Origin of the sequence: Promicromonospora sp. MS192 (assembly GCF_049532985.1) — a bacterium.
In the GTDB taxonomy this organism is placed as follows: Bacteria; Actinomycetota; Actinomycetes; order Actinomycetales; family Cellulomonadaceae; genus Promicromonospora.
In genome coordinates this window covers 3,054,535-3,075,799 of record NZ_CP186693.1, presented here as the reverse complement: position 1 = coordinate 3,075,799, position 21,265 = coordinate 3,054,535, and the positions used below count along the sequence as shown (strand labels likewise).

The 21,265-nt window shown below is 71.8% G+C and carries 16 protein-coding genes; 5 read left to right on the top strand and 11 right to left on the bottom strand.

The window, feature by feature from the left end; translation table 11 throughout:
* The first annotated feature begins 5 nt into the window (after positions 1-5).
* On the top strand, positions 6-2,822 hold the full coding sequence (locus ACO229_RS13850; RefSeq protein WP_423461801.1) for a family 78 glycoside hydrolase catalytic domain: 2,817 nt from the start codon (positions 6-8) through the stop codon (positions 2,820-2,822).
* On the opposite strand, the gene ACO229_RS13845 is transcribed toward ACO229_RS13850, so the two are convergent.
* Positions 2,794-3,657 (bottom strand): SDR family NAD(P)-dependent oxidoreductase, encoded by an 864-nt coding sequence (locus ACO229_RS13845; protein ID WP_423461800.1) that lies wholly within the window; start codon positions 3,655-3,657, stop codon positions 2,794-2,796. The genes ACO229_RS13850 and ACO229_RS13845 overlap by 29 nt on opposite strands.
* 184 nt (positions 3,658-3,841) lie before the next feature.
* On the opposite strand from ACO229_RS13845, the gene ACO229_RS13840 reads away from it, so the two are divergent.
* Positions 3,842-4,702, top strand: a complete 861-nt coding sequence (locus ACO229_RS13840) for a helix-turn-helix transcriptional regulator (RefSeq protein WP_397433604.1) — start codon at positions 3,842-3,844, stop codon at positions 4,700-4,702.
* Between the two features lie 106 nt (positions 4,703-4,808).
* Entirely contained in the window at positions 4,809-5,246 is a 438-nt protein-coding gene (locus ACO229_RS13835) for a DUF4383 domain-containing protein (RefSeq protein WP_397433603.1), read from the top strand.
* A 105-nt stretch (positions 5,247-5,351) separates the two neighbouring features.
* Here the strand turns inward: ACO229_RS13835 and ACO229_RS13830 are convergent, their stop codons facing one another.
* The 4 genes from ACO229_RS13830 to ACO229_RS13815 form a co-directional block, all read right to left on the bottom strand.
* Positions 5,352-6,020 carry a small multidrug efflux protein gene (locus ACO229_RS13830; protein ID WP_423461799.1) on the bottom strand — a complete coding sequence of 223 codons (669 nt, stop codon included), beginning with the start codon at positions 6,018-6,020 and terminating at the stop codon, positions 5,352-5,354.
* Positions 6,021-6,145: 125 nt separating this feature from the next.
* Positions 6,146-7,207: a hypothetical protein gene (locus ACO229_RS13825; RefSeq protein ID WP_397433601.1), complete on the bottom strand. Its 1,062-nt coding sequence runs from the start codon at positions 7,205-7,207 to the stop codon at positions 6,146-6,148.
* Positions 7,208-7,404: 197 nt separating this feature from the next.
* Complete coding sequence (locus ACO229_RS13820; RefSeq protein ID WP_423461798.1) at positions 7,405-8,487, bottom strand: hypothetical protein; 1,083 nt, start codon at positions 8,485-8,487, stop codon at positions 7,405-7,407.
* Between the two features lie 198 nt (positions 8,488-8,685).
* The gene (locus tag ACO229_RS13815) at positions 8,686-10,278 is read right to left on the bottom strand and encodes a hypothetical protein (protein WP_423461797.1); all 1,593 of its coding nucleotides are present in this window, start codon (positions 10,276-10,278) and stop codon (positions 8,686-8,688) included.
* A gap of 376 nt (positions 10,279-10,654) precedes the next feature.
* Here ACO229_RS13815 and ACO229_RS13810 point away from each other — a divergent pair, with 376 nt between their 5' ends.
* Both ACO229_RS13810 and ACO229_RS13805 read left to right on the top strand, forming a co-directional pair.
* On the top strand, positions 10,655-13,234 hold the full coding sequence (locus tag ACO229_RS13810) for a hypothetical protein (protein ID WP_423461796.1): 2,580 nt from the start codon (positions 10,655-10,657) through the stop codon (positions 13,232-13,234).
* A 233-nt stretch (positions 13,235-13,467) separates the two neighbouring features.
* Complete coding sequence (locus ACO229_RS13805) at positions 13,468-15,873, top strand: hypothetical protein (protein WP_423461795.1); 2,406 nt, start codon at positions 13,468-13,470, stop codon at positions 15,871-15,873.
* Between the two features lie 8 nt (positions 15,874-15,881).
* On the opposite strand, the gene ACO229_RS13800 is transcribed toward ACO229_RS13805, so the two are convergent.
* From ACO229_RS13800 to ACO229_RS13775, 6 genes are all read right to left on the bottom strand, one after another.
* A complete protein-coding gene (locus ACO229_RS13800; RefSeq protein WP_423461794.1) occupies positions 15,882-16,724 on the bottom strand; it encodes a hypothetical protein in 843 nt (280 codons plus the stop codon).
* A 19-nt stretch (positions 16,725-16,743) separates the two neighbouring features.
* Positions 16,744-17,421 (bottom strand): pilus assembly protein TadG-related protein, encoded by a 678-nt coding sequence (locus ACO229_RS13795; protein ID WP_423461793.1) that lies wholly within the window; start codon positions 17,419-17,421, stop codon positions 16,744-16,746.
* A gap of 3 nt (positions 17,422-17,424) precedes the next feature.
* Entirely contained in the window at positions 17,425-18,951 is a 1,527-nt protein-coding gene (locus ACO229_RS13790; protein ID WP_423461792.1) for an OmpA family protein, read from the bottom strand.
* A 30-nt stretch (positions 18,952-18,981) separates the two neighbouring features.
* Positions 18,982-19,236 (bottom strand): hypothetical protein, encoded by a 255-nt coding sequence (locus ACO229_RS13785; RefSeq protein WP_423461791.1) that lies wholly within the window; start codon positions 19,234-19,236, stop codon positions 18,982-18,984.
* Positions 19,237-19,305: 69 nt separating this feature from the next.
* Positions 19,306-19,998, bottom strand: coding sequence for a response regulator transcription factor (locus ACO229_RS13780; RefSeq protein ID WP_423461790.1), 693 nt, complete (start codon positions 19,996-19,998; stop codon positions 19,306-19,308).
* On the bottom strand, positions 19,998-21,245 hold the full coding sequence (locus tag ACO229_RS13775) for a sensor histidine kinase (protein WP_423461789.1): 1,248 nt from the start codon (positions 21,243-21,245) through the stop codon (positions 19,998-20,000). Before ACO229_RS13775 ends, ACO229_RS13780 begins: the two co-directional genes overlap by 1 nt.
* Positions 21,246-21,265 lie beyond the last annotated feature (20 nt).

Here is a 21,265-nt window from a genome sequence, read left to right as displayed (position 1 = left end):
ATCGCATGAGCAACTACACCCACGTCCGCGAGCTGCGTGTCGAGCGCCGCACCGACGGCGCGTACGCCGACACCCCCACGCCCCGGCTGAGCTGGACCGTCGAGAGCGACGTGCCCGGCTGGTGGCAGGCCGGCGCCGAGGTGCGGCTCGACGGCGAGCACGTCGCCCGCCTCGACACCGACGAGTCGCACTTCGTGCCCTGGCCGTTCGACGCCCTGGCCCCGCACGCCCGGCACACCCTGGAGGTGCGCGTCACGGGCACCGACGGCGGCACCTCGCCCTGGAGCGCCCCCGTCGCCCTGCGCAGCACCTTCCTGGCCGACGGCGAGTGGACCGCTCCGTTCGTGGGGCTCGCCGAACCACCCGCGCCCGCGACCCCGGGCCTGCTGCGCACCGAGCTCGACCTGGGCGGCGAGGTCGCGAGCGCGACCCTGTACGCGTCGGCCCACGGCGTCTACCAGGTGGAGATCAACGGGCAGGACGTCGACGACGCCGTGCTCAAGCCCGGCTGGACCGCCTACCAGCACCGCCTGGTGCACGAGGCGACCGACGTGACGGCCCTGCTGCGCCCCGGCGCGAACGCCGTCGGCGTGCGGCTGGCCGGCGGCTGGTGGACCGAGAGCTACGGGTTCCACGGCGAGGCCCGCCCCTTCTACGGCGAGCAGCCGGCCGTGGCCCTGCAGCTCCACGTCGTGCTCACCGACGGCACCACCCGCGTGCTGACCACGGGCCCGGACTGGCGCGGCGCGGTCGCGGGCCCGGTCACGGCCAGCGGCATCTACGCCGGCGAACGGATCGACGCCCGCCGCGCGCTGCCCGGCTGGAGCCTGCCCGGGTTCGACGACTCGGCCTGGTCGCCCGTCCGCACCGACGACGACGCCGTCGTGCCCGAGCCCGCCCTGGCCGAACCCGTGCGCCGCGTCGACGAGCTCGGCGTCCAGGACGTCATCACCACGCCGTCGGGGCGCACCGTGCTGGACTTCGGCCAGAACCTCGTCGGCCGGCTCCGGGTGCGCGTGTCGGGCGAGGCCGGCCAGGTGATCACCCTGCGGCACGCCGAGGTGCTGGAGCACGGCGAGCTCGGCGTCCGCCCGCTGCGGCACGCCGAGGCCACCGACCGCCTCGTGCTGTCCGGCGGGCAGGACGTGTTCGAGCCCGAGTTCACGTTCCACGGGTTCCGGTACGCCGAGGTGGACGGCTGGCCCGGACGGCTCGACCCCGCGACGGCCCGGGAGGCCGTCACGGCCGTGGTGATCAGCAGCGACATGCGCCGCACCGGGTGGTTCGAGTGCTCCGACGAGCGCGTCAACCGGCTGCACGAGAACGTCGTGTGGGGCATGCGCGGCAACTTCGTCTCCCTGCCCACCGACTGCCCCCAGCGCGACGAGCGCCTCGGCTGGACGGGCGACATCCAGGTCTTCGGCCCCACCGCGAGCTACCTCTACGACAGCGACGCCTTCCTGGCGTCCTGGCTGCGCGACGTCGCCGCCGAGCAGGCCGCACGCGACGGCGTCTGCCCCATCGTGGTGCCGTTCGTGCTGCCCTTCGGCTCCCAGCCCGCGGCCGCCTGGGGCGACGCCGCGACCGTGGTACCCACCACCCTCCTGGAGCGCTTCGCCGACCGGCGGGCGCTCGCGGAGCAGTACCCGAGCATGCGGGCCTGGGCCGACGTGCTGGTCGGCCTGTCGGGCGAGCGGCTGCTGTGGGAGGGGATGTTCCAGTTCGGCGACTGGCTCGACCCCGACGCGCCGCCGGACGACCCCGCCGGCGCCAAGACCGACCCCGACATCGTCGCGAGCGCGTACGTGGTGCGGTCGCTGCAGCTCGTCACCGCGGCCGCGCACGAGCTCGGGGACACCGCGGCCGCCGCCCGGTACGCCGACCTCACCGAGCGCGCCCGGCAGGCCTGGGTCCGCGAGTACACGACGCCGTCCGGCCGCGTCGTGTCGGACGCCCAGACCGCCTACGCGCTCGCCATCGCCTTCGACCTGGTCGACGACGCGACGCGCGCCGTCATGGGCGACCGGCTCGCGTGGCTCGTGCGCCGCGCCGGCTACCGGATCGGCACCGGCTTCGTGGGCACCCCGATCGTCCAGGACGCCCTGACCTCGACGGGTCACACCGACGTCGCCGCCCGCCTGCTCCTGCAGACCGGCGTCCCCTCCTGGCTGTACGCCGTGACCATGGGCGCCACCACGGTCTGGGAGCGCTGGGACAGCATGCTGCCCGACGGCAGCATCAACCCCGGCGAGATGACGTCGTTCAACCACTACGCGTTCGGCGCCGTCGCGGACTGGCTGCACCGCACGGTGGCCGGGCTGGCGCCCGGCACGCACGGGTACCGGCGGCTGCGGGTCGCGCCCGTGCCGATCGCCGGGCTCGACCACGCGGCGACCCGGTTCGAGAGCCCGTACGGGACGGCGGAGGCCGGATGGACGGCCCGCGACGGGCAGGTCGTGGTCCGTGCGGTGGTGCCGCCGAACACCCGCGCGGAGGTGCTGCTGCCCGGGGGAGACCGCCTGGAGGTGGGGGCCGGCCGGCACGAGTGGACCGTCGCCGACCCCCGCACGCGGCCCGCGCCCGCCCCCGTCACGCTGGGCTCGACGCTCGGCGAGGTCGCCGACGACGCCGAGGCCTACGCGCTGGTCCAGGCCACCGTCGAGGAGCTCGCGGGCCGGCGGACCAGCGCCCTGCGCTCGCTGCGCGAGTGGACCGACCAGCGCACCCTCGAGGAGGAGCTGACACGGCTGGCCCCGGCGGCACGCGAGCGCGTGGGCGCGGCGCTGGAGGTGCTCAGCTCTCGGCGGGGTAGTCGGTCGTGACGGCGAGCGCCCGCGACGCCGCGACGTCGTCGGCCAGGGCCTGGAGGCGGCCGTCGGCGAGGGCGAGGGAGTCCGAGCCCAGGAGCTGGTGAAGGGGCGCGTCCCCGCCGGTCGCCACGGTGATGATCGCCGTGGCGGCCCGGGCGGGGTCGCCCGGCTGGGTGCCGGGGATCTGGTGCAGGTGCTGGTCGACCATCTCGCGGATCGCGGGGTAGGCGTCGCTGGTGGCGGCGGGCAGGCCGACCGAGACCGGGCGCAGGAAGTCGGTGCGCATGTAGCCGGGCTCCACGCTGTTCACCCGGATGCCGTGGTCGGCGACCTCGGCGGCCAGGGACTCGGTGATCGCCTCCAGCGCGAACTTGCCGGCGGTGTAGAGGCTCCAGCCCGGGAAGGAGAGCAGCCCGAGCACGGAGGAGACGTTGATGACGTGGCCGCTGCGGTGCGCCCGGAAGTGGGGCAGCACGGCGCGCAGCACGTTCCAGACGCCGAAGACCTGCACGTCGAACATGGCGCGCGCGTCGGCGTCCGAGACCTCCTCGACCGCGGCGAGGTAGCCGTAGCCCGCGTTGTTGACCACGACGTCGAGGGTGCCGAAGCGGTCGATCGTCTCCGTGACGGCCCGGGTGACCTGCTCCTGGTCGGCCAGGTCGACGGCCAGGGGCAGCAGGCGCGTGGTGTCGCTCCCGGCCAGGGCCGTCGTGAGGCGTTCGGTCGAGCGGGTGGTGGCGGCGACCTGGTCGCCGCGGTCGAGGAGCTGGCGCACCAGCTCGAGGCCGAGGCCGCGGGAGGCGCCGGTGACGAACCAGGTGGCGGGGCGGTCGGTGGGGTAGGTCATGGGAGTTCTCCTTCGTGGTGCGGTGGATGCCGGCACTGCCTGCCGACGTCCACCAGCCTTCCGCCGGAACAGGCGCTCCGGGGGCGCATACCGGGCCCGGCGGAACCTCGGTCGCGCCTGACCAGGACGCGGAGGTCCACCCAGACGGCTGCGCCGCACGGACCCGGCCGCGCAGAATGAGGACATGCCCGAGAAGAACACCGAGCTGGCCGACTTCCTGCGGCGCGCCCGCAGCCAGTGCGACGCCTCGCGGGCCGGCCTGCCGGCCGACGGCCGGGTGCGCCGCGTGCCCGGCCTGCGCCGGGAGGAGGTCGCCTTCCTGGCGGGCGTGTCCACCGACTACTACGCGCGTCTGGAGCAGGGGCGGCGGATCGTGCCGTCGCCGTCGGTCGTGGACGCCATCGGCCGCGCGCTCGACCTCGATGCGGCGGGGCGGGCCCACCTCGCCGACCTGATCGGCCTGGGCACCACGAGGCCGCAGCAGCGGTCCCGTCCCGTCCAGCGCGTGCGCCCCGGCCTGTACCAGCTCCTCGACGCGCTGGACGACGTGCCGGTGCTGGTGCTCGGCCGCCGGTCGGACGTGCTGGCACAGAACCGCATGGGCCGGGCGCTGTTCACCGACTTCGAGCGGTTCCCCGCCCCGCGGCGCAACTACGCGCGGTGGATGCTGCTCGACGACGAGGCGCGGTCGCTGTTCGTCGACTGGGAGGAGCAGGCGCGCGTGGCCGTCGAGAGCCTCCGGCTGGAGGCGGGCAACGATCCCGAGGACCGGGCGACGGCCGAGCTGGTCGCGGAGCTGCGCCAGTCCGCGCCCGAGTTCGGCAGGTGGTGGGACGAGCACCGCGTCAACCGGCGCACGTACGGCGCCAAGCGCCTGCGGCACCCGGTGGTCGGGGACCTCACGGTCGGGTACGAGACGCTCACCCTGCCCGGCGACGCCGACACCACGCTGTACGTCTACTCGACGGAGCCGGGCTCGCCGTCGGCCCGGGCGCTGGACCTGCTGGCGAGCTGGTCGCTCACCGGAGATCCCGCCGCGCACTGACCCATCCGATCCGGGCGTGGTTCCGAACCCCTGCTGAGCCCCGCCGGCCGTCCGGTACGACGGCCGAGGGGTGCGCACGGACACCCACCCAGGATGGAGATCAGCGATGACGCAGTACACGCCCTCGACACGTACCAGGGCACCGCACCAGTGGCTCGCCGTGACGATCGGCGCGGTCTACCTCGTGGTCGGCATCGCGGGGTTTTTCGTGACCGGCTTCAGCGGTTTCGCCGAGCACGACCACGGCCAGACGCTGCTCGGTTTCGCCGTGAACCCGCTGCACAACATCGTGCACATCGTGATCGGCCTGCTCGGCCTCGCGCTGTGGTCCACGCCGGGCCGGGCCCGGACCTTCGGCTGGCTGCTCGCCGTCGGGTACGGCGCGACGTTCGTGTTCGGCCTGTTCGCGGTGAACAACCCCGGCATCAACATCATCAACATCAATGCTGCGGACAACGTGCTGCACGTCCTGAGCGCGCTGGCCGGCCTGGCCATCGCCCTGTGGCCGGCCCGCTCGACCACGACGGCGGCGTCGCACGCCTGACGCCACGACCTCTCCGGGTGCCCCCGGAGGTGGACGGTTGTTCACCAGGCCGCTGGGGGCCGTCATGCCATGCATGACGGTCCCCAGCGGCCTGATGAACGAGGGTCAGGCGGCCGTGATCGCCGTGATGAAGCCGGCAGCAGCCAGGGTCAGGACGGTGGTCCAGGCGACGATGGCGATGACCTGCCAGAGGATGACCCAGTTCTTGCTCACGCCGGAGGCGACCAGGGTCGCGGCCGTCAGGTGGGTGGGCAGCGCCAGCGGGCCGAGCAGGCTCGCCCCGGGGACGCCGAACCGCACCAGCCAGCGGCGCAGACGCTTCTGGCCCTTGGCCTTGCGGGTGGTGGGCTCGGCGTCGCCGTCGGGCTGAGGCTCGGCCCCCGGGCCTGCCGTGGCGTCCGGCTCCGCCTCGGGGCGTGGCCCCGCGCCCGTACCAGGGCCGGCCGCGACGGTGGTGCCGGCGCCTGCCGGGACCGCCCGGGCCGCCACGGGTGCACCGGCGTCAGCCGCGACCTTCCGGGCGCGGCGGGCCTGGACCGCGCCTCGGGCCCGCGAGCTGAGCAGCACCACCAGCACGACGGCGATGATGTTGCCCGCCGCGCCGGAGACGCCGGCGACCACCGGGTTGATGCCCGCGAGGACGCCCAGCGCCGCCGATCCCTCGCCCTCGATGTACGGGATCGCGCCGGCGAACGCGACGATCAGGGGCTGCACCAGCTCAGGCACCTGCGCCACCAGGTCCTGAAGGTCCTCGTAGGGGTTGAAGCCTGCCATGGGCGTCTCTTCCGACAGGGCGCCCGAGACGGGCGCCGGGTTTCTACGGCCGGCTGTCGGCCGGCGTAAGCCAGTAGAAACCGTGTCCCAGGAACAGGGTCAACGGATGCGTCCTGGGGTGCGCGTCACACGGGACGGCGCGACCGGCCCGCCGTCCGCTCCTCGCGGAGCGCGACCTCCAGCGCCAGGAACGCCAGCACGTCCAGCAGCAGTCCGAAGGCCGCCGTCCACCGCACCGCACGGAACACCAGGACCTGCGTGAACAGCAGGCTGACCAGCACGGCCCGGCGCACCCAGGCGGCACCGTGCAGGCGGTCCCGGCGGCCGACCACGACGCCCACGGCGAGGAGCACCACCGACGCCGTGACCGCCACGAGGATCGCGACACCGGTCCACGTGGGCAGCCCGGGCACCAGACCCTGGACGATGCGCACGCCGACCGTGGCCTCTGCGGCGCTCGTGACCAGGAGCAGCGAGATCACCAGCCACGCCACCCAGGCGCGGTCCACGAGCGCGTCCAGGCCGCGCACCACCCGGTCCACGCCGGAACGGACCAGGTCGGGCACGTCGGCGTCGTCGTCGGGGACGGCCTCGACGAGGCGGGTGACCAGGTCGGCGCCCGGCTCGCCGGCGCCGCGCCGCGCGAGGGTGCGCGCCTCCTCGCGGGCGTCCGGGGTGAACCCGCCGGCCAGGCCGGTGGCGAGCCGGTCGGCGGCGACCGCCAGGTACTCCGCCGGGTGGTGCGGCCGGCGGCCGTGCAGCCCCTCGACGACGAGCACGAGCAGCACCGTGACGACGTAGATGATCGCCGCGGTGGGCGCGTAGAAGTAGTCGTTGTCGGAGGTGACGAACTTGCCCACCTCGTCGATGAACAGCCCGAAGCCGACACCGCCGAGGATCGCGCCGAGCGAGCGGGGCACCGGGCCCACGTACGAGAGCAGCAGCATGATCGCCAGGGCCATGAGGAGGCCGCCCCACAGCACGTGGGCGACGTGCAGGCCACCGCCGCCGATCTGCGGGTAGCCCGTCGCGGCGAGGTAGGCCCGGGTGGCGAGCACCGTCACCACGCTCGCGACGAGGAACGTCACCAGGTGCCGGACCGCGGAGGTGTCGCGTGGTGCCCCGAGCCGCAGCAGGCGCCCCCGGCCCGCGAGGCTCACCGGTCCGGTGCGTGGTTCGTCGGTCATACGGCCCCCGTCGTCGCCCTGTCGCCGGCGCGCGGGCCGGCGTCGTCCCAGGCCATCCTCTCGCAGGGGGTGCTCCGGGTTCCACCGGCACGGGTCGGGGGCGGCACCGTCCCGGGCGATCGTGCCGGCGGCGGCCGCCGTCCGTGGGGCCGGACGACGGCCGCCGTCCGTGAGGCCCGGACGACGGCCGCCGGCGGTCAGGCAGTCCGCGCGATGGCGATGTTGGTGTTGCTGCGCGCCCCGGCCTCGTAGAACATGTACAGCCGCCCGCCCTCCTCGGCGAAGCTCGGTGCCGCGGCCCGGGTCGCGACCGGCTCCGTGTAGAGCACGCCCAGGTGGTTCTCCCGGTCGAAGCTCGTGCCGACGTCGGCCACGTGGATGGTGCCGGACCCGCTGTGGTAGACCACGTGGCCACCGCCGTTGCGCGACCAGTAGTGCGCTCCCGAGAGCTGGCCGCCCTCGCCCGAGCGCGGCGAGATCAGGGGCTGGTGCTTGAACTGCCAGCCCGAGGCGAGCCGGTCGGACCAGCCGATGAAGATCTTGCGCGTCCCGGCCTGGGCGCCCATGAAGAGCATGATGTGCGTGCCGGACTGCGTCGGGTGCGGGAACACCCGGGCGTACGACGTCTCGGTGACGTCGGAGGGCAGCATCCCCGTGTGCAGCACGGTGGCGCCGTAGGTGAAGTTCACGCCGTCGTCCGACGTCGCGACCCGGGTGGTCGTGTTCTCCCCGTGGAAGAAGAGGTAGATGCGGCCGTCGTCGGCGTTCCAGACCGCGTGCGGGCTGGAGACGTGGCTCACCGAGTAGTGCGGTGACCAGGTGCGGGAGATGATCGGGTTGTTCGGGTACTCGCGCCACGGGCCGGCCAGCGAGTCGGCGTACGCCAGGCAGATCCCGCCCGGGGCGTCGTGCGGCGCGTAGTACATGTACCAGGCGCCGAGCGGGTTGCGGACCTTGCCCGCCACGTGGCGCACCGAGGGAAAGATGATCTCCTTGCGCGCCGGGGCGTAGGCGAGCTGGGACCTGTCCATGGCGGCGCCCAGCCGGGTGAAGGTGGGAAAGCCCGGCACCGCGGCGGCGGCGGCCGGGGCACCGGCCGTCGCGCCGACGCCGAGGGCGGCGGCCGAGCCGAGCACCGCGGCGCCGACCAGCAGGCTCCGCCGGCCGAGCAGCGGTGGTGTGCCGGTGGCGGGACCGGCGCCCGGTGTGCCGGTGGCGTCGGAACCGGCGCCCGGTGTGCCGGCGGTGGATCCCGGGCCGAACCTGTCGTCGAACGTCATGGCGACTCCGCTCCGGCCCGTGCGGCTGCCGCGCTCCGGTGCGCGACGGCGGATCACGCCGGGCCACTAGGTGTCGAATGTCGGGCCAGGGCGGTGACCCGGTCAACCGGATGATAAGAACCATCACCCGGCGGCCCGGCCGCTGCCTGCGTCCGACCCGTCGACCGGGGAGCGGGGCGCGCACCGCCGGGGCCTTGCTCAGTCCGTGACGTGGGCCTGCCGCGCGTGCACCGGCAGGAGGTCGACGACGAACGTGGCGGGCACCGCGGTCCCGTCGAGGGTCCGCGCGGAACCGTTGCCCCGGCCGTTGCCGTTGCCCTGACCGCCACCGTTGCCGTGCCCGGGTCCCTTGCCTGGTCCGGTGCCGGGCCCCTTGCCTGGTCCGGCGCCGTTGCCGTTGCCCGGGCCCTGGTCGTTGTCCTTGGTCGGGCCCTTGCCGTTCGGGTTGCCGGGGTTGCCGGGAGGCCCGCCCGCCGGCGGCTCGGGCTCGGCCGGCGGCTCGGGTGCGGGCGGGGGTTCCGGCGCGGTGGGTGGCTCGGGTGCGGGCGGTGCCTCGGGTTCCGGTGCGGGTGCCGCGGGCTCCTCCGGGGCGGGCTCGACCGGGGGAGCGGCGGACCCGGGCGCGTCGGTGCCGGCGTCCGGCGCGGCGTCGGCGGGCGGCGGGTCGGACAGCGGCTCCGCCGCCTCCGGCTCGGGCTCGGGTCCGGCCGGCGGCTCGGGCGCCGCGACCTGCTCGATCACCGGTTCGGCCGGCTCGGGGGCGTCCTCGGGGCGTGGGGCCGCCGCGGAGGTCGGCTCCGCGTCGTCCGGTGCGGGGGTGGCCGGCGCGGGGCGCCCGGGCGGCGGAGCCTCCGGCGCCGTCGGGCGGGCCGGTGCGGTGCCGGTGTCCGGCCCCGCGATGGTCTGGGCGGGTGGCTGGTCACCCTGGCCGCCGAGCGAGGCCCAGGCGATCCCGCCCAGGACGAGCACGGCCGCGACACCTGCCGCCACCGCACCCTGCTGTGCCCGGGGCAGGCGTGGTCCGGTCGCGGCGCCCCCCACGGTGCCGACCCCTGCGGTGGCGAGCGCGGCGCCCAGCGTGCCCGTGGCCACCGCGCCCGCGACCAGGTGTTGTCCGAGGTCGCGGAGCATCCAGGAGACTTCGCGGACGTCGATGAAGGCGCGGGTGCAGTCGGCGCAGCCGTCCATGTGGACCTCGAGGCGGTGCTGGCGGCGGGGCAGCATGCGGCCTTTGAGGTAGTCGTGCATGCCGGCGCGGGTGGTGCGGCACTCGGGTTCGGTCACGGCCTGGGCGTGGGCGGCGGCGAACGCTCCGGCGAGGCGTTCCTCGGCGCGGCGTAGCCGCATGGTCACCGCGTGCGGGCGGACGCCCAGGCCGGTGGCGATGTCGGTGACGGCTTTGTCGTGCACGTGGCGGTCGAACAGGATCTGGCGGTCGTCGTCGGCCAGGTCGGCCAGGGCGGTGCGGAGCATGCCGGCGTCGGCCTGGCGTTCGGCGTCGAGCTCGGCGCCGTGGGCGGGTGGGGTCAGGCCGTCGAGGGTGTCGTCCTCCACGAGGGTGGTGCGGCCTTGCTCGCGGGTCATGGAGATGGCTTCGTTGACCGCGGCGCGTCGCCAGTAGGGGGCGGGGTCGGTGATGGTGCCGCCGGTGGAGACGATGCGGATCATCTTCTCCAGGGCGCGGCTGGTGGCCTCCTCGGCATCGATCCCGGGTACCCGGGCTGCTACCGAACGCACGACGTTACGACGATGCACGACCCAGTCGTGCACGCCCGGCCCCAGCACGGTCACGCCTCCTCCTCCCCGCACGGCGATTTATGCCCCTTTAAAGAATGATGGGATTTATGTCCAAAATGGATGCCCTGAAATGCGTCAGGGGTCGATGACACAGCATACGGAATGGGGCCCGGCGGGCCGGCTCCGTGAAGAGTGCGCGGGCCGAGAATCACCCTCGGGAGGCGTGTGCGGTGAATTGTCAGTGGTCGTACGAGCGCAGGACATCGTGCGTCCTTCTCTGTTCCTGCCGGTGTTACGGCCCGGGCCCTGGCCTGGGCCTGTGGGCCCACCGGGCCTGGGTGCACGACTGGGTCGGAGGGCCGTCGTGCTCATGTTCTGTTGTCCGTAGTTTCGGGGAATGTCCCGTGATCGAGAGTCCTTACGGCGCTTCGTGGCGCGTCACAGCGAACGTCGTCGTGCCGCAGATGAGGCCGGCCAGGCGACCGGGGAGTACGTGGGACTCGTGGCCCTGGTCCTCGTCGTGGTGCTGGCCGTGATCGCCGGGGTCACTCCGGTGGGGTCGGCGGTGGCGGGCGAGCTGGTCTGCGCGGTACAGCAGGTCGGCGACCCGGCTGCGCCCCAGGCGTGCGTGAGCGAGTCCCGCGACCAGGACCCCGGTGACGGCGGCGGTGACGGCGGTGACGACAGGTACAGCCCGCCGACGGGCGACTGCGAGGAGGACGTCACGTTCGGCAAGGTCAACCTCGACGAGGAGTACCAGAGCCACGTGGTCCAGATCGACTGCGTCTGGTACCCCGTCAAGACCATCTGTGCCTCGGCGGAGATACCGGAGGGCTGGTTCGATCGGGACGACGAGGATCGTGTCTACCTCGAGGACGAGATCGTCGAGTTCGTCGACTGCGTGACCGACGGCCACGGTTCGCCGAAGGACGACCCGGAGGACAAGAGCTGCGTCAACGCCCTGCCCACGAGCGGGGAGCTCGACGAGGACGGCCCGCCGAAGGTGCAGGTGGGATGCAAGGAGCTTCCGGTGCCGAAGGGGTGCGAGGCCCAGTGGGAGGCGTACAAGGACGCACCGGCGGGCAAGGAGCGCGCAGGGAAGTCGGGAGACCTGGCCAACTGCATCACGGAGGTGTACGGAGCGATCGAGCCGGAGTGCGTCGTCTCCTCCAGCTCCCACGTCGACAGCGAGAACATCTCGTTCCTCTTCGTTCGCTGGGGCTCCAGCAACGGGATGCTGATCGAGCAGCTCGGCGACGGCCGGATCCGGGTCCATGTCCTCAAGGGGGGTGAACAGGGCGGCGGGGTCACGTTCGACTCGACCATCAGCTTCGACGTCGCAGGCATGACCGGGTACTCGATGGACAAGACGTACGAGTTCACCGACATGGAGAAGGCCCAGGAGTGGATCGACTGGTACAAGGAGTACAACAAGGTCGCGGGCAAGATGAACAGCGACTGCACGCCGTCCAGCGAGCACTGGGGCAAGATGTGCACCCCGAGCGGCGAGGGCGACGAGCTCGCGGAGGAAGAGCCTGAGCACCATGAGCTCAGCGAGGGCGAAGGCTCCTCCAAGAAGGTCGAGTTCACGGGCGGGCTGAGTGCATCAACGGATTTCGGGCCGGCTGAGATCGAGGGCAGCGTCGAGGGCGGCTACGAGGGTGAGGTATCGGTCGACGAGACGCTCTACGCGGACGGGGCGACCACGGTCTCCTACACCTCGACGGACATCGGCGGCTTCCTGATCGGCGCGTCGATCGGCGGCGGCAAGCCGTTCGCCGAAGACAAGAAGGAATGCAAGAAGAAGGACTCCGACGAGTCGGAGTGCGGCCTCAACGGGGCCGGCGCCGGCTCGGGCGGGATGGAGTGGACGGGCACCACGCAGATCGAGGTGAACCGGAACCCGGACGGGTCGCTGCTCAACGTCATCCTCCGCATGGACGACCAGGTGCTGACGACGCTCGCCAACGCCGGGATCGACGTCGAGGCGACGCTTCCTCGTGGCTTCTCCGTGGGTGGCGGCTGGGAGCGGACCAACCAGGACGGCAAGGCCTCCGTGCGGGAGATGATCCTCGACTTCGGCCAGTTCCCCGAGCTGGAGGACCAGCTCGGGCCCAAGATCGACGAGCTGTTCCCACTGGACGACGAGGGTCGCCTCAAGAAGGGCGACGTCGACATCAACGGGGGCGAGTACACCGAGGGTGGTTCCCTCTACGAGGAGATCGACGACCACGCCAACGTGCGCGAGCTCAAGTACGACATGGAACGGGACTCCGAGGACGGGCACCTCGGTGTGGACCTGATGGGTTTGAACCTGTTCGAGGCCGAGTGGACGTCGGTCGACGAGAAGCGTGACCTCAAGGATTCCACGTTCGAGGTGACCGACGTGAACGGCAAGAAGCAGAAGGTGTCGCCCGCGCCCGCATGCAAGGCGGTCGATTTCGAGCCGGACGAAGGCTATTACGCCGACGACTTCTCGGACCCGCCGACGAGGAACAAGAACCCCGAGCACGATCTGGGTGCGGAGTACTTCGACAACGAGTCGCCCAGGTACACCGAGGACGGTCCCTACCCGGGTACCGACTATGACGGCGACGTGCCGGGCGACAAGGACGACCTGGTGCACTCCCTGGTCGACGAGTACTCCGAAGCGTTCCCCGACGTGAACATCCTCGTCGTCAAGGACTTCGAGAACTTCTCGTTCGAGTACGTCGAAGGCCTCGAGCACCTTGCCACCGTCGACGGGGTGGACGTGATCGCCATCGACAAGGGCACGGTCAAGAACAAGGGCGACGGTGGCTGGACGAACTGGGGGTTCACCGGCGAGTTCGAGCGCGAGGGCGACAAGACGGTGCACTTCAGCCCGCAACCGGGTGGTGGCGGCATCTGTACTGTCGAAGAGTCCAAGTCCGAGCTGTTCGACGCCGACCGGCTGGGTAACCCGCCGCTGGTCGTGGCCGCCGCCGCGGCCCCCGGCGGGGGCCGGGGATCGAAGAACGGCAACTGCTGAGGTTGCTCACCGAGATGACCTGGGCCTGCCCCGCCGGTTGACGCCGGTCGGGCGGGCCCGGGTCCGTAGGCCCAGGCCGATCAGGCACATCACTGGGTCTCCGGGCCGTCGTGACGATTTGCTTTGGTGCGTAGTTTCGGGTAATGGTCCATGACCACCGAGAGTCCAGACAGCGCTATCCGATGCGACACGATGCGCGTCGTGCTGCCGGGAGCGAAGTGGGCCAGGCGGCCATGGAGTACGTGGGGGCCGTCGCCCTGGTTCTGGTCCTGGTGTCGGCAGTGGCGCTCGCGGCCACGCCGGTGGGGGCCACTGTCGCCGAGGACCTGGCCTGCGCGGTCCGGCAGGTCGGCGACACCGGTACCCCTGGGGAGTGCGGGGACGAGCCGGAGCCCGGAGTAAGGGTTCTCGGCCGGGACAGCGACAACGGACTCATCGACGAGCTCAACATCAGGACCGTCTTCGGTGCCGACGACGAGGCGCCTGACGAGGAGTACGACGCGCCGACGGGCGACTGCCAGGACGACGTCACGTTCGACAGCTCGAGCGCGGCCGACGAGAGCTTCCGGCAGGTGGTCCAGATCGACTGCATCTGGTACCCGGTCACGATGACCTGCATGTTCATGGGGCTGCCGGGGGACTGGTTCGACCGCGAGGAAGCCGACCGGGAGTACCTGGAGGACCAGGTCCAGGAGTTCGTGGCTTGTGTGACCGATGGCTCCGGACCGCCCAAGGACGAAGAGCCGAATGACGAGGGCTGTGTCGATACCCTGCCCACGAGCCAGGCGTTCGACGAGGACGCACCGCCGGTCGTGCAGGTGGGGTGCAAGAGCCTGCCCGTGCCCACGGGGTGCGAGACGGAGTGGGAGGCCTACAAGGACGCGGCACCGGGCAGGGAGCGTGCCGGCGTGTCGGGCGACCTGTCGGTCTGCATGTCCGAGGCCTACGACTCGATGGAGCCGGAGTGCTTCACTCAAGTCACGGGCCATGTCGACCAGACCGCCGTGAAGTTCCTGTTCTTCCGGTTTGGCGACAGCGAGGGGACGCTGATCGAGCAGCTAGGTGACGGCCGGGTCCGCATCCACATCCTCGAGGGCGTCGAGATAGGCGGCGGGGTCAGCGGCGAGACCGGGCCGGTTAGCTTCAACGTGGCGGGCATCACCGGTTACAGCCACGACACGACCTACGAGTTTACCAGCATGGAGGATGCACAGGAGTGGGTCGAGTGGTACGGGGAGTACGACGAGGTCTCCGGCAGCACCGGTCAGGAGAGCTGCACGGGATACTCCTACGGGCCGCAGTACTGCCCAGGGCTGGACCGCCGTGAGGAGCGACTGGAGGAGCTGGCCGGGGAGGAAGCCGAGCACCACGTGGTCGGTGCGGCGGACGTGGAGACCAAGAAGGTGACGCTCAGCGGTGGCCTGACCCTGGAGGCGGAGGCCGGACCGGTCGCGCTGGAGGGCAGTGTCGAGGGCGGGTACGAGGGAGAGGTCCAGGTCGAGAGCCGCGACTGGTCCGACGGAAGCTACGAGGTCTCCTACCAGTCCGCCGGCATCGGGTCCTTCCTGATCGGCGCGGGTCTCGGCGGAAAAGCCCCGTTCACGAAGGACAAGAGCAAGAAGGAAGAGGTGGCCGGCAGCGCCGGCGGCGCGCTGAGCGTCGAGTGGAAGGGCACCACGAAGACCAACGTGATCTGGGACGAGCAGGGCCGGCTGAAGCAGATGGCCATCACGATGGACGACCAGGTCCTGACGACGCTCAAGGACGCCGGGGTCGACGTCGAGGCGGTCCTGCCTTACGGGTTCACCGCGGGCGGCGGGTACACGAACACCGAGCAGGAGGGGACGGCGTCGGTCACGGAGATGATCATCGACTTCAACCAGTACCCCGAGCTGCGCGAGACCCTCGGTCCCGCCATCGACGAGGTCTTCCCCGGAGGCAAGGACGGTGCGCTCGAGGTGGACGACGTCGAGATCGACGGCAACGACACTGCTGGTGTTGAGATCTACGACGTGGTCGAGGAGTTCGCCAACGTCCGCGGGCTCGAGTACGACGCGACCAAGACCACCGAGGGTGGGCACACCGGGATCACGTGGCAGGAGCTCGACCTGCTCGACGTCGAGTGGACGTCGGTCGACGAGGAACGCATCTTGAGCTCGTCCTCGCTCGAGGTCACCGACGTGAACGGTGACACGCAGGTCGTCGAGCCGGCGCCGCAGTGCGCGCACACCGAGTTCGAGCCGGACGAGGGCTACTACACCGAGGAGTTCTCTGCGCCGGGGTCCGACTTCAGCCTCGTCGACAACGACACCCCGAAGTACACGGACGGCACCTACCCCGGCACGGACTACGACGGCGACGTGCCGGGCGACCGGGCCGAGCGGGTGCAGTCGCTGATCACCGAGTACTCGGAGGACTTCCCCGACAAGAACATCCTCGTGGTCAAGGACTTCGAGAACTTCGACCTCACCTTCGTCGCCGGGTACGAGCACCTCGCGACCGTGGACGGGATGGACGTGATCGCCCTCGACAGCGGGGTCGTCAAGAACAACGGCGACGGCGGCTGGATCAACTGGGGGTTCAACGGCAGGTACGAGTACGACCGGGACGCGAAGATCGTGAGGTTCGAGCACCGATGAGCGAGATCTCAGTCGATGTGGACCTCGTAGATGGTGGACGACGGGTCGAAGTACGCGATCTCGCCCTCCTCGAAGTAGTGCTTGTACTCGTACCCGTCGGCGCCCAGGTAGACGAACCACCCGGAGTGGTCGCCGGCGTCGAACTGCTCGACACCCTTCTGAGCGATGTTGATCGTGCCGGACCCGTCGACGCACACGCTGGGGTTGGCCCCGCCGGTGCCGGTGATGGTGTTGACCGCCCAGGAGAACCTGACGTGGCCGTGCGGGTACCAGCCGAGAACGTTGAAGTTGCACTTGAGCCATGCGACCTGCTCGATGTCGCCCTCGGCCTCGTCGGGCTCCATGGCGCCCTCCCACACGTCCTCGCAGCTGTCGTCCGTGGTGCAGTCGTCCTGGGGGTCGTAGGGGGGAAGTTCGTCCTCGCTGATCTCCTCAAGGCCGCAACCGAGCGTCCCCATGGGGAAGACGCAGACGGGCACCGTGCCGTCCTCGGGCTCCTCGGGCTGGCAGAAGTCCCATTCGGGGAGGCAGCGCAGACCGACGGAAGGGCCGCCGCCGGGCCGGTGGACCACCGGATCGTCCTCGTCCCTGCCCGAGCTGTCGTCGTCGGCATCGGCCTCGACCGGGTCGCAGGCGGGATCGGCGGCCGTGGTGGAACCGACGCCCTGGACGGCGCACGTCATGCTGGTCCTGATCGTGCCGCCCACCGGGGTCGCCATCGCGACCACGACGGCCACGACCAGGACGACCACGGCGACGACTCCGACGTACTCGATGGTGCCCTGACCGCGCTGGTCCCGTACCGCCGTGCTGCGTGCCCTCGAGAGTGTCCTGGAGAGGTGCTCGGACAAATAGGTTATTTGGATCATATTAGTCGACCAGTACGATCCGGCTGGCGTAACCGTCCACCTCGGGTGCCTCCCAGGCCGGCGCATCCTCGTTCTCGTCTCCCTCGTCATCCTCTGGGGCCTCGTCCTCGTCGGGTTTCGTGACGCACTCGCCGTCGATCATCCAGCCGAGGCCGCCGTCGTTCTGGCACAGGCCGCCGTTCAGCCGGATCTGCGCGGTGGCCTGCGCCGTCGAGCGGAGCTCCGCGACGGGGACCTCGTCCTGGTGCCGCACCTCGACGAACACCTCAAGGGTGTCGGTGTCGAAGTCGAGGTCGACCAGCTCGGCGCCGTTGGTCTCCGCGTACGCCTCGGCCGCCGTGCGCATCTCGTCCAGGACGACGACGTCGAGCAGCACCTCCTCGATGATTCCCCAGAAGTCCGCGAAGCCGCCGGGCAGGAGGTGCAGCCCGTGCAGTGCGCCCAGGCGCTCGTCCCACTTCTGGGCGGCGGCCAGCGCCGCGGCGTCAGCCGCCGTGCCGGCCTCGCGTCGGTCGTCCGTCGCCGAGCCCACCATCGTGATCACCAGGATCGCGGCGCTCAGCAGGCCGACGGTGATCGGGATGGTCATGACGTGCATGGACCCGCGCTCGCGGTCGTCGTGCTGCCTCCGGGTCAGGAGCGCGCGCCACGCTCCTCGGTGCGGCCGGATGCGAACCATGGCTCAGTCTCCTGTCGGGGCGTCAGTGACGGGCACATCAGTGATCCGGAACCTGTCCGGGGCGTCGACGGTCACCGTGTCCTGGCCGGTGTCGGGCCACACGACAGTGATCAGCGTCGACTGGCCCGCGCCCAGAGGCTCGACCTCCTCGTCGCCGAGGATCCGCCGCACCGTGAACCCGGCCGAGTTCTTCCCGGCCACGTAGTCGAACGGCAGGACCCGCTCCCGCGAGCCGAGCAGCGAGAGGTTGTGCGCGCCGGACAGCTCGCCCAGCGCCCCGAACTGCCGGTCGCCGATCTGCTCCAGGAAGGCCGGCAGGAACCAGGCGGGGTCGATGGTGTCACCGCCGGTCCGTTCCGCCACGAGCGTGCCCACGATCGCTCCGGGGCGGCGCACCATCGACTCCACCTCGACCGTGTACCTGCCGCCCTCCGTGGTGATGGTCACCGGGCCGTTCTCGGACGTCGGTGCCTCGGTCCCGGGGATGTCGCTCCCCGGGTCGGCCTCGACGACCAGGCGGCCCTGGAAGTGGATCTCGACGCGCCGGTTCGCGGCCCGTGCCTCCGGGCTCGTGCCCTCGGCTATCGGCTCGCTCTCACCGCGCCCGTCCTCGGACACCGTGAAGCCGTCGCCGATGCCGGCGCGCAGCCGGTCGGCGACGGACCGGGCGCGGCGCTCGGACAGCGCCTGGTTGTAGGAGTCGGTGTCGACGTCGTCGGTGTGCCCCACCACCTGCACGTCGCCGGAGTCCGCCTGCTTCCTGATCGACGCCGCCGCCCGGTCCACCACGCCGAGTGCCTTCTTCGACAGGGCGTGCTCGTCGGATGCGAAGAGGACGTCCGAGGCCAGCGTCACCGTGACGTCGTCGTCCTCGGCGGACGTCACGGAGTCGGCGTCGTAGCCGCGGGTGAAGGCGCGGAGCCTCGTCGTCTCCGCGTGGTCGACGCCACCCACCCGGGCGACCGCGTCCTCGAAGTCGTCGGCAGCCGCGACAACCGGTACGGTGACGGCGCCGAAGCCAGGTAGCAGCACGTCCACCGAGTCGTTCCTGGGTGCGGCGAAGACGGCGACCGCCGAGCCCTGCAGCACGTCGTCCGCCGTCCAGTCGATCGCCGCGGCGGGCGCCTCGCCGGGGGCCTGCGCCACGGGGTGGACAAGGCCTTCCGCCGTGTCGAAGAGCCGGACGCCGCGGCCGTCGGTGACGGCGTTGCCGAGCCCGCCGAGGCTCAGGACGACGGTCGACAGCTCCGTCGGATTCGTCGAGGTCGCGTCGAAGTCGTACCGCAGCACCGCCAGGTCACCGTCGACCTCGACGGGACGCATGTCGAAACGCACCTGTGCGCCGTGCCAGGCCCGGTCCACGGACACGACCTCGCCCGGAGGTGGTGAGCCTCCGGGCGAGGTCGGGGATGCCGGTGCGTCGGGCGGGGGCTCCGCCGTCGGGCCGGGCCCATCGGGTCGGACGAGACCGCAGCCCGCCGACATGGTCACCAGACCGACGACGAGAGCGGTGAGTACGGCCCGACGCATCGGCACCTCCGTTGTTCGTTATTGGGTTGGTCAGCCGTTGCCGCCACCGGCGGCAGGCTCGCCGATCCTGCCCACGGCTTCCTCGAGCTCGTTCAGGATCGCGGTGCCCACGGGCGTGGCGCCGGCGACGACGGCGGCGACGATCGCCACGACGACCAGGATGATTCCGACGTACTCGACGGAGCCCTGTCCGCGCTCGTCGTCGTGGAACCGGCTCGTTGCTCGCCCGGCGTAGTGCTTCAGTGCCACCTGCGCGGTCACTGCCTTCTCGATCAGTGCGTTCATGAGGTCCTCCACGAGTTGTCGTCCGGTTGCCGGCCACGGGCTTCAGGGCGCCGTGGCCATACGGTCAACCTATGGATGGCCGCGCCGGCCGCCCAGGGTGTCCGGTCCCACCGGCGGGCCCATCTCCGCTGGGCCCCTGGCACTACCGCGTGTCGGGTCCCGCTGGATCCAGCGCACGATGGCCTGGCTCCGGGTCGTGACACCGAGCTTGGCGAACAGGCTGTTCACGTGGTTCTTCACCGTCTTCTCGGAGACGAACAGGTGCGCCGCCACCTCACGGTTCGAGAGGCCGTCGGCGACCAGGTCCATCACCTCGGCCTCCCGCGGCGACAGCAGGCGCCGTACAGCCGGCGGAGCCGCGGGAGCGGCGGCGGGCGCCGGCACCGTCGAGACCCCGGAGACCACCTGGCTCCCGTTCCGGCACAACCGGATCGCGTCCAGCATCGCCGCCGGTTCCAGTGCGCCGTGCACGAGATAACCCGCGGCCCCGGCCGCTATCGCCTCGGCGACCGCGGCCGGGTCGTCGGTGTGCGTGAGCATCACCACCGTCGCCCCGGAGAGCCGGGGCAGGAGCTCCAGCCCTGTCACGCGAGGCATCTGCACGTCCAGCAGCACGACGTCGACCTGCCCGGCGGCCACGCGGGCCACCGCCTCCTCGGGGTCGCCGGTGTCGTGCACCGAGGTCACGCCGTCGGTTCCCTCCAGGAGGGCGCGCAGACCCAGCCGGATGATCGGGTTGTCGTCCACGGTGAGGATTCGCATCAGGCCACCTTCGGGGCCGCTGCGCGGGAGACGGCCGTATGGTCCGGCACGGGACGGCTCGTGCCGTCCCGTCCGGCTTCCGGCTCGGGCGCCGGCTGGTCGGGGGGCTCGTGCGGCAGCACGACCCGCACGATCGTCCCGCCCTCTGGTCCAGGGGTCCATGAGGCGGCACCGCCGCACAGCGCGGCCCGCTCCCGCACGCCGCGGACCCCGTACCCATCGGGCCGGTACCCATCGGGCCGACCCGGCGGGAACCCGGTGCCGTCGTCGGTCAGCAGCACCTGGACCGTCCCGCCGGACACGGACACGGTGACCTCGACGCGGGACGCGTGCGCGTGCTTGCGGACATTCTCCAGCAGCTCGGTCACCAGCGCACGGACGTGGTGGGCACGTCCGGTTCCCACCACGTCGTCGAGCTCCTGGCTCGTGGTCACCTGGACGGGGATCCCGGTGCGTTCCGCCCAGCGCCGGGCGAGGTCGGTGACCGGGCCGACCACGCCCGAGGCGTCGTCACGCAGCTCACCCAGTGTCGCCCTGGTGTGCTGGTGTGCCGTCCCCACGGCATCGCTGAGCTCCCGCGCGAGCTGGACGGTGCCGGACGGCGAACCCTCCCGCTCCAGGCGGTCCGCCAGCCCGCGGGACGCCAGGGTGAGGCCCGCGAGGTCGCCCGCCACGGTGTCGTGCAGGTCCCGGGCGAGCCGCAGCCGTTCCGCCAGGGCGGCCTCGTGCTCACGCGTGGTGACCAGCGCCATCGACATGAGCTCTTGCCCTCGCAGCCGCCGGCCCAGCACCGTTCCCGTCCACGTCATCACCACGACGAGGGCCGAACCGGCTATCCCGGTGACCACACCACGCAGACCCTCCCCGTAGACCGCGAGCTGGTGGAGGGCCAGCGGCACCGTCATGATCAGGCCGAGTCGTGGACCGGCCAGCAGCCCCCACAGCGCCGCGGTCGCCGCGGCGTAGATGGCCATCAGCGGGGACCCGGCGATCGGCAGGAGCGTCACGACGGTGACGACGACGTCCCCGGCCAGCAGGATGCCGTTGCGGGCGTAGGCCCGGCCGCGGGTGTCCCAGTTCAGCGCGGGCACGAAGGAGAACGGCGCGGCCAGCATCACGATGAGCAGGCCGAGCCAGCCCTCGCGGTCGAGCAGGGCGATCACCAGGGCGAACGCCAGGACCACCAGCCGCACCTGGCACAGCATGCGCACCGTGGAGCCGATCGCCCGCTGGGTCGTCGGGTCCATGGCGTGCCCGGGAGCCAGTC

Excerpts from the sequence above, each read along its gene's own strand:
- ACO229_RS13795 (WP_423461793.1), bottom strand. The coding sequence starts at position 17,421 with ATGGTTCGCATCCGGCCGCACCGAGGAGCGTGGCGCGCGCTCCTGACC.
- ACO229_RS13835 (WP_397433603.1), top strand. The coding sequence starts at position 4,809 with ATGACGCAGTACACGCCCTCGACACGTACCAGGGCACCGCACCAGTGG.
- ACO229_RS13785 (WP_423461791.1), bottom strand. The coding sequence starts at position 19,236 with ATGAACGCACTGATCGAGAAGGCAGTGACCGCGCAGGTGGCACTGAAG.
- ACO229_RS13850 (WP_423461801.1), top strand. The coding sequence starts at position 6 with ATGAGCAACTACACCCACGTCCGCGAGCTGCGTGTCGAGCGCCGCACC.
- ACO229_RS13780 (WP_423461790.1), bottom strand. The coding sequence starts at position 19,998 with ATGCGAATCCTCACCGTGGACGACAACCCGATCATCCGGCTGGGTCTG.
- ACO229_RS13775 (WP_423461789.1), bottom strand. The coding sequence starts at position 21,245 with ATGGACCCGACGACCCAGCGGGCGATCGGCTCCACGGTGCGCATGCTG.
- ACO229_RS13820 (WP_423461798.1), bottom strand. The coding sequence starts at position 8,487 with ATGACGTTCGACGACAGGTTCGGCCCGGGATCCACCGCCGGCACACCG.
- ACO229_RS13840 (WP_397433604.1), top strand. The coding sequence starts at position 3,842 with ATGCCCGAGAAGAACACCGAGCTGGCCGACTTCCTGCGGCGCGCCCGC.
- ACO229_RS13825 (WP_397433601.1), bottom strand. The coding sequence starts at position 7,207 with ATGACCGACGAACCACGCACCGGACCGGTGAGCCTCGCGGGCCGGGGG.
- ACO229_RS13790 (WP_423461792.1), bottom strand. The coding sequence starts at position 18,951 with ATGCGTCGGGCCGTACTCACCGCTCTCGTCGTCGGTCTGGTGACCATG.
- ACO229_RS13830 (WP_423461799.1), bottom strand. The coding sequence starts at position 6,020 with ATGGCAGGCTTCAACCCCTACGAGGACCTTCAGGACCTGGTGGCGCAG.
- ACO229_RS13845 (WP_423461800.1), bottom strand. The coding sequence starts at position 3,657 with ATGACCTACCCCACCGACCGCCCCGCCACCTGGTTCGTCACCGGCGCC.
- ACO229_RS13805 (WP_423461795.1), top strand. The coding sequence starts at position 13,468 with ATGGAGTACGTGGGGGCCGTCGCCCTGGTTCTGGTCCTGGTGTCGGCA.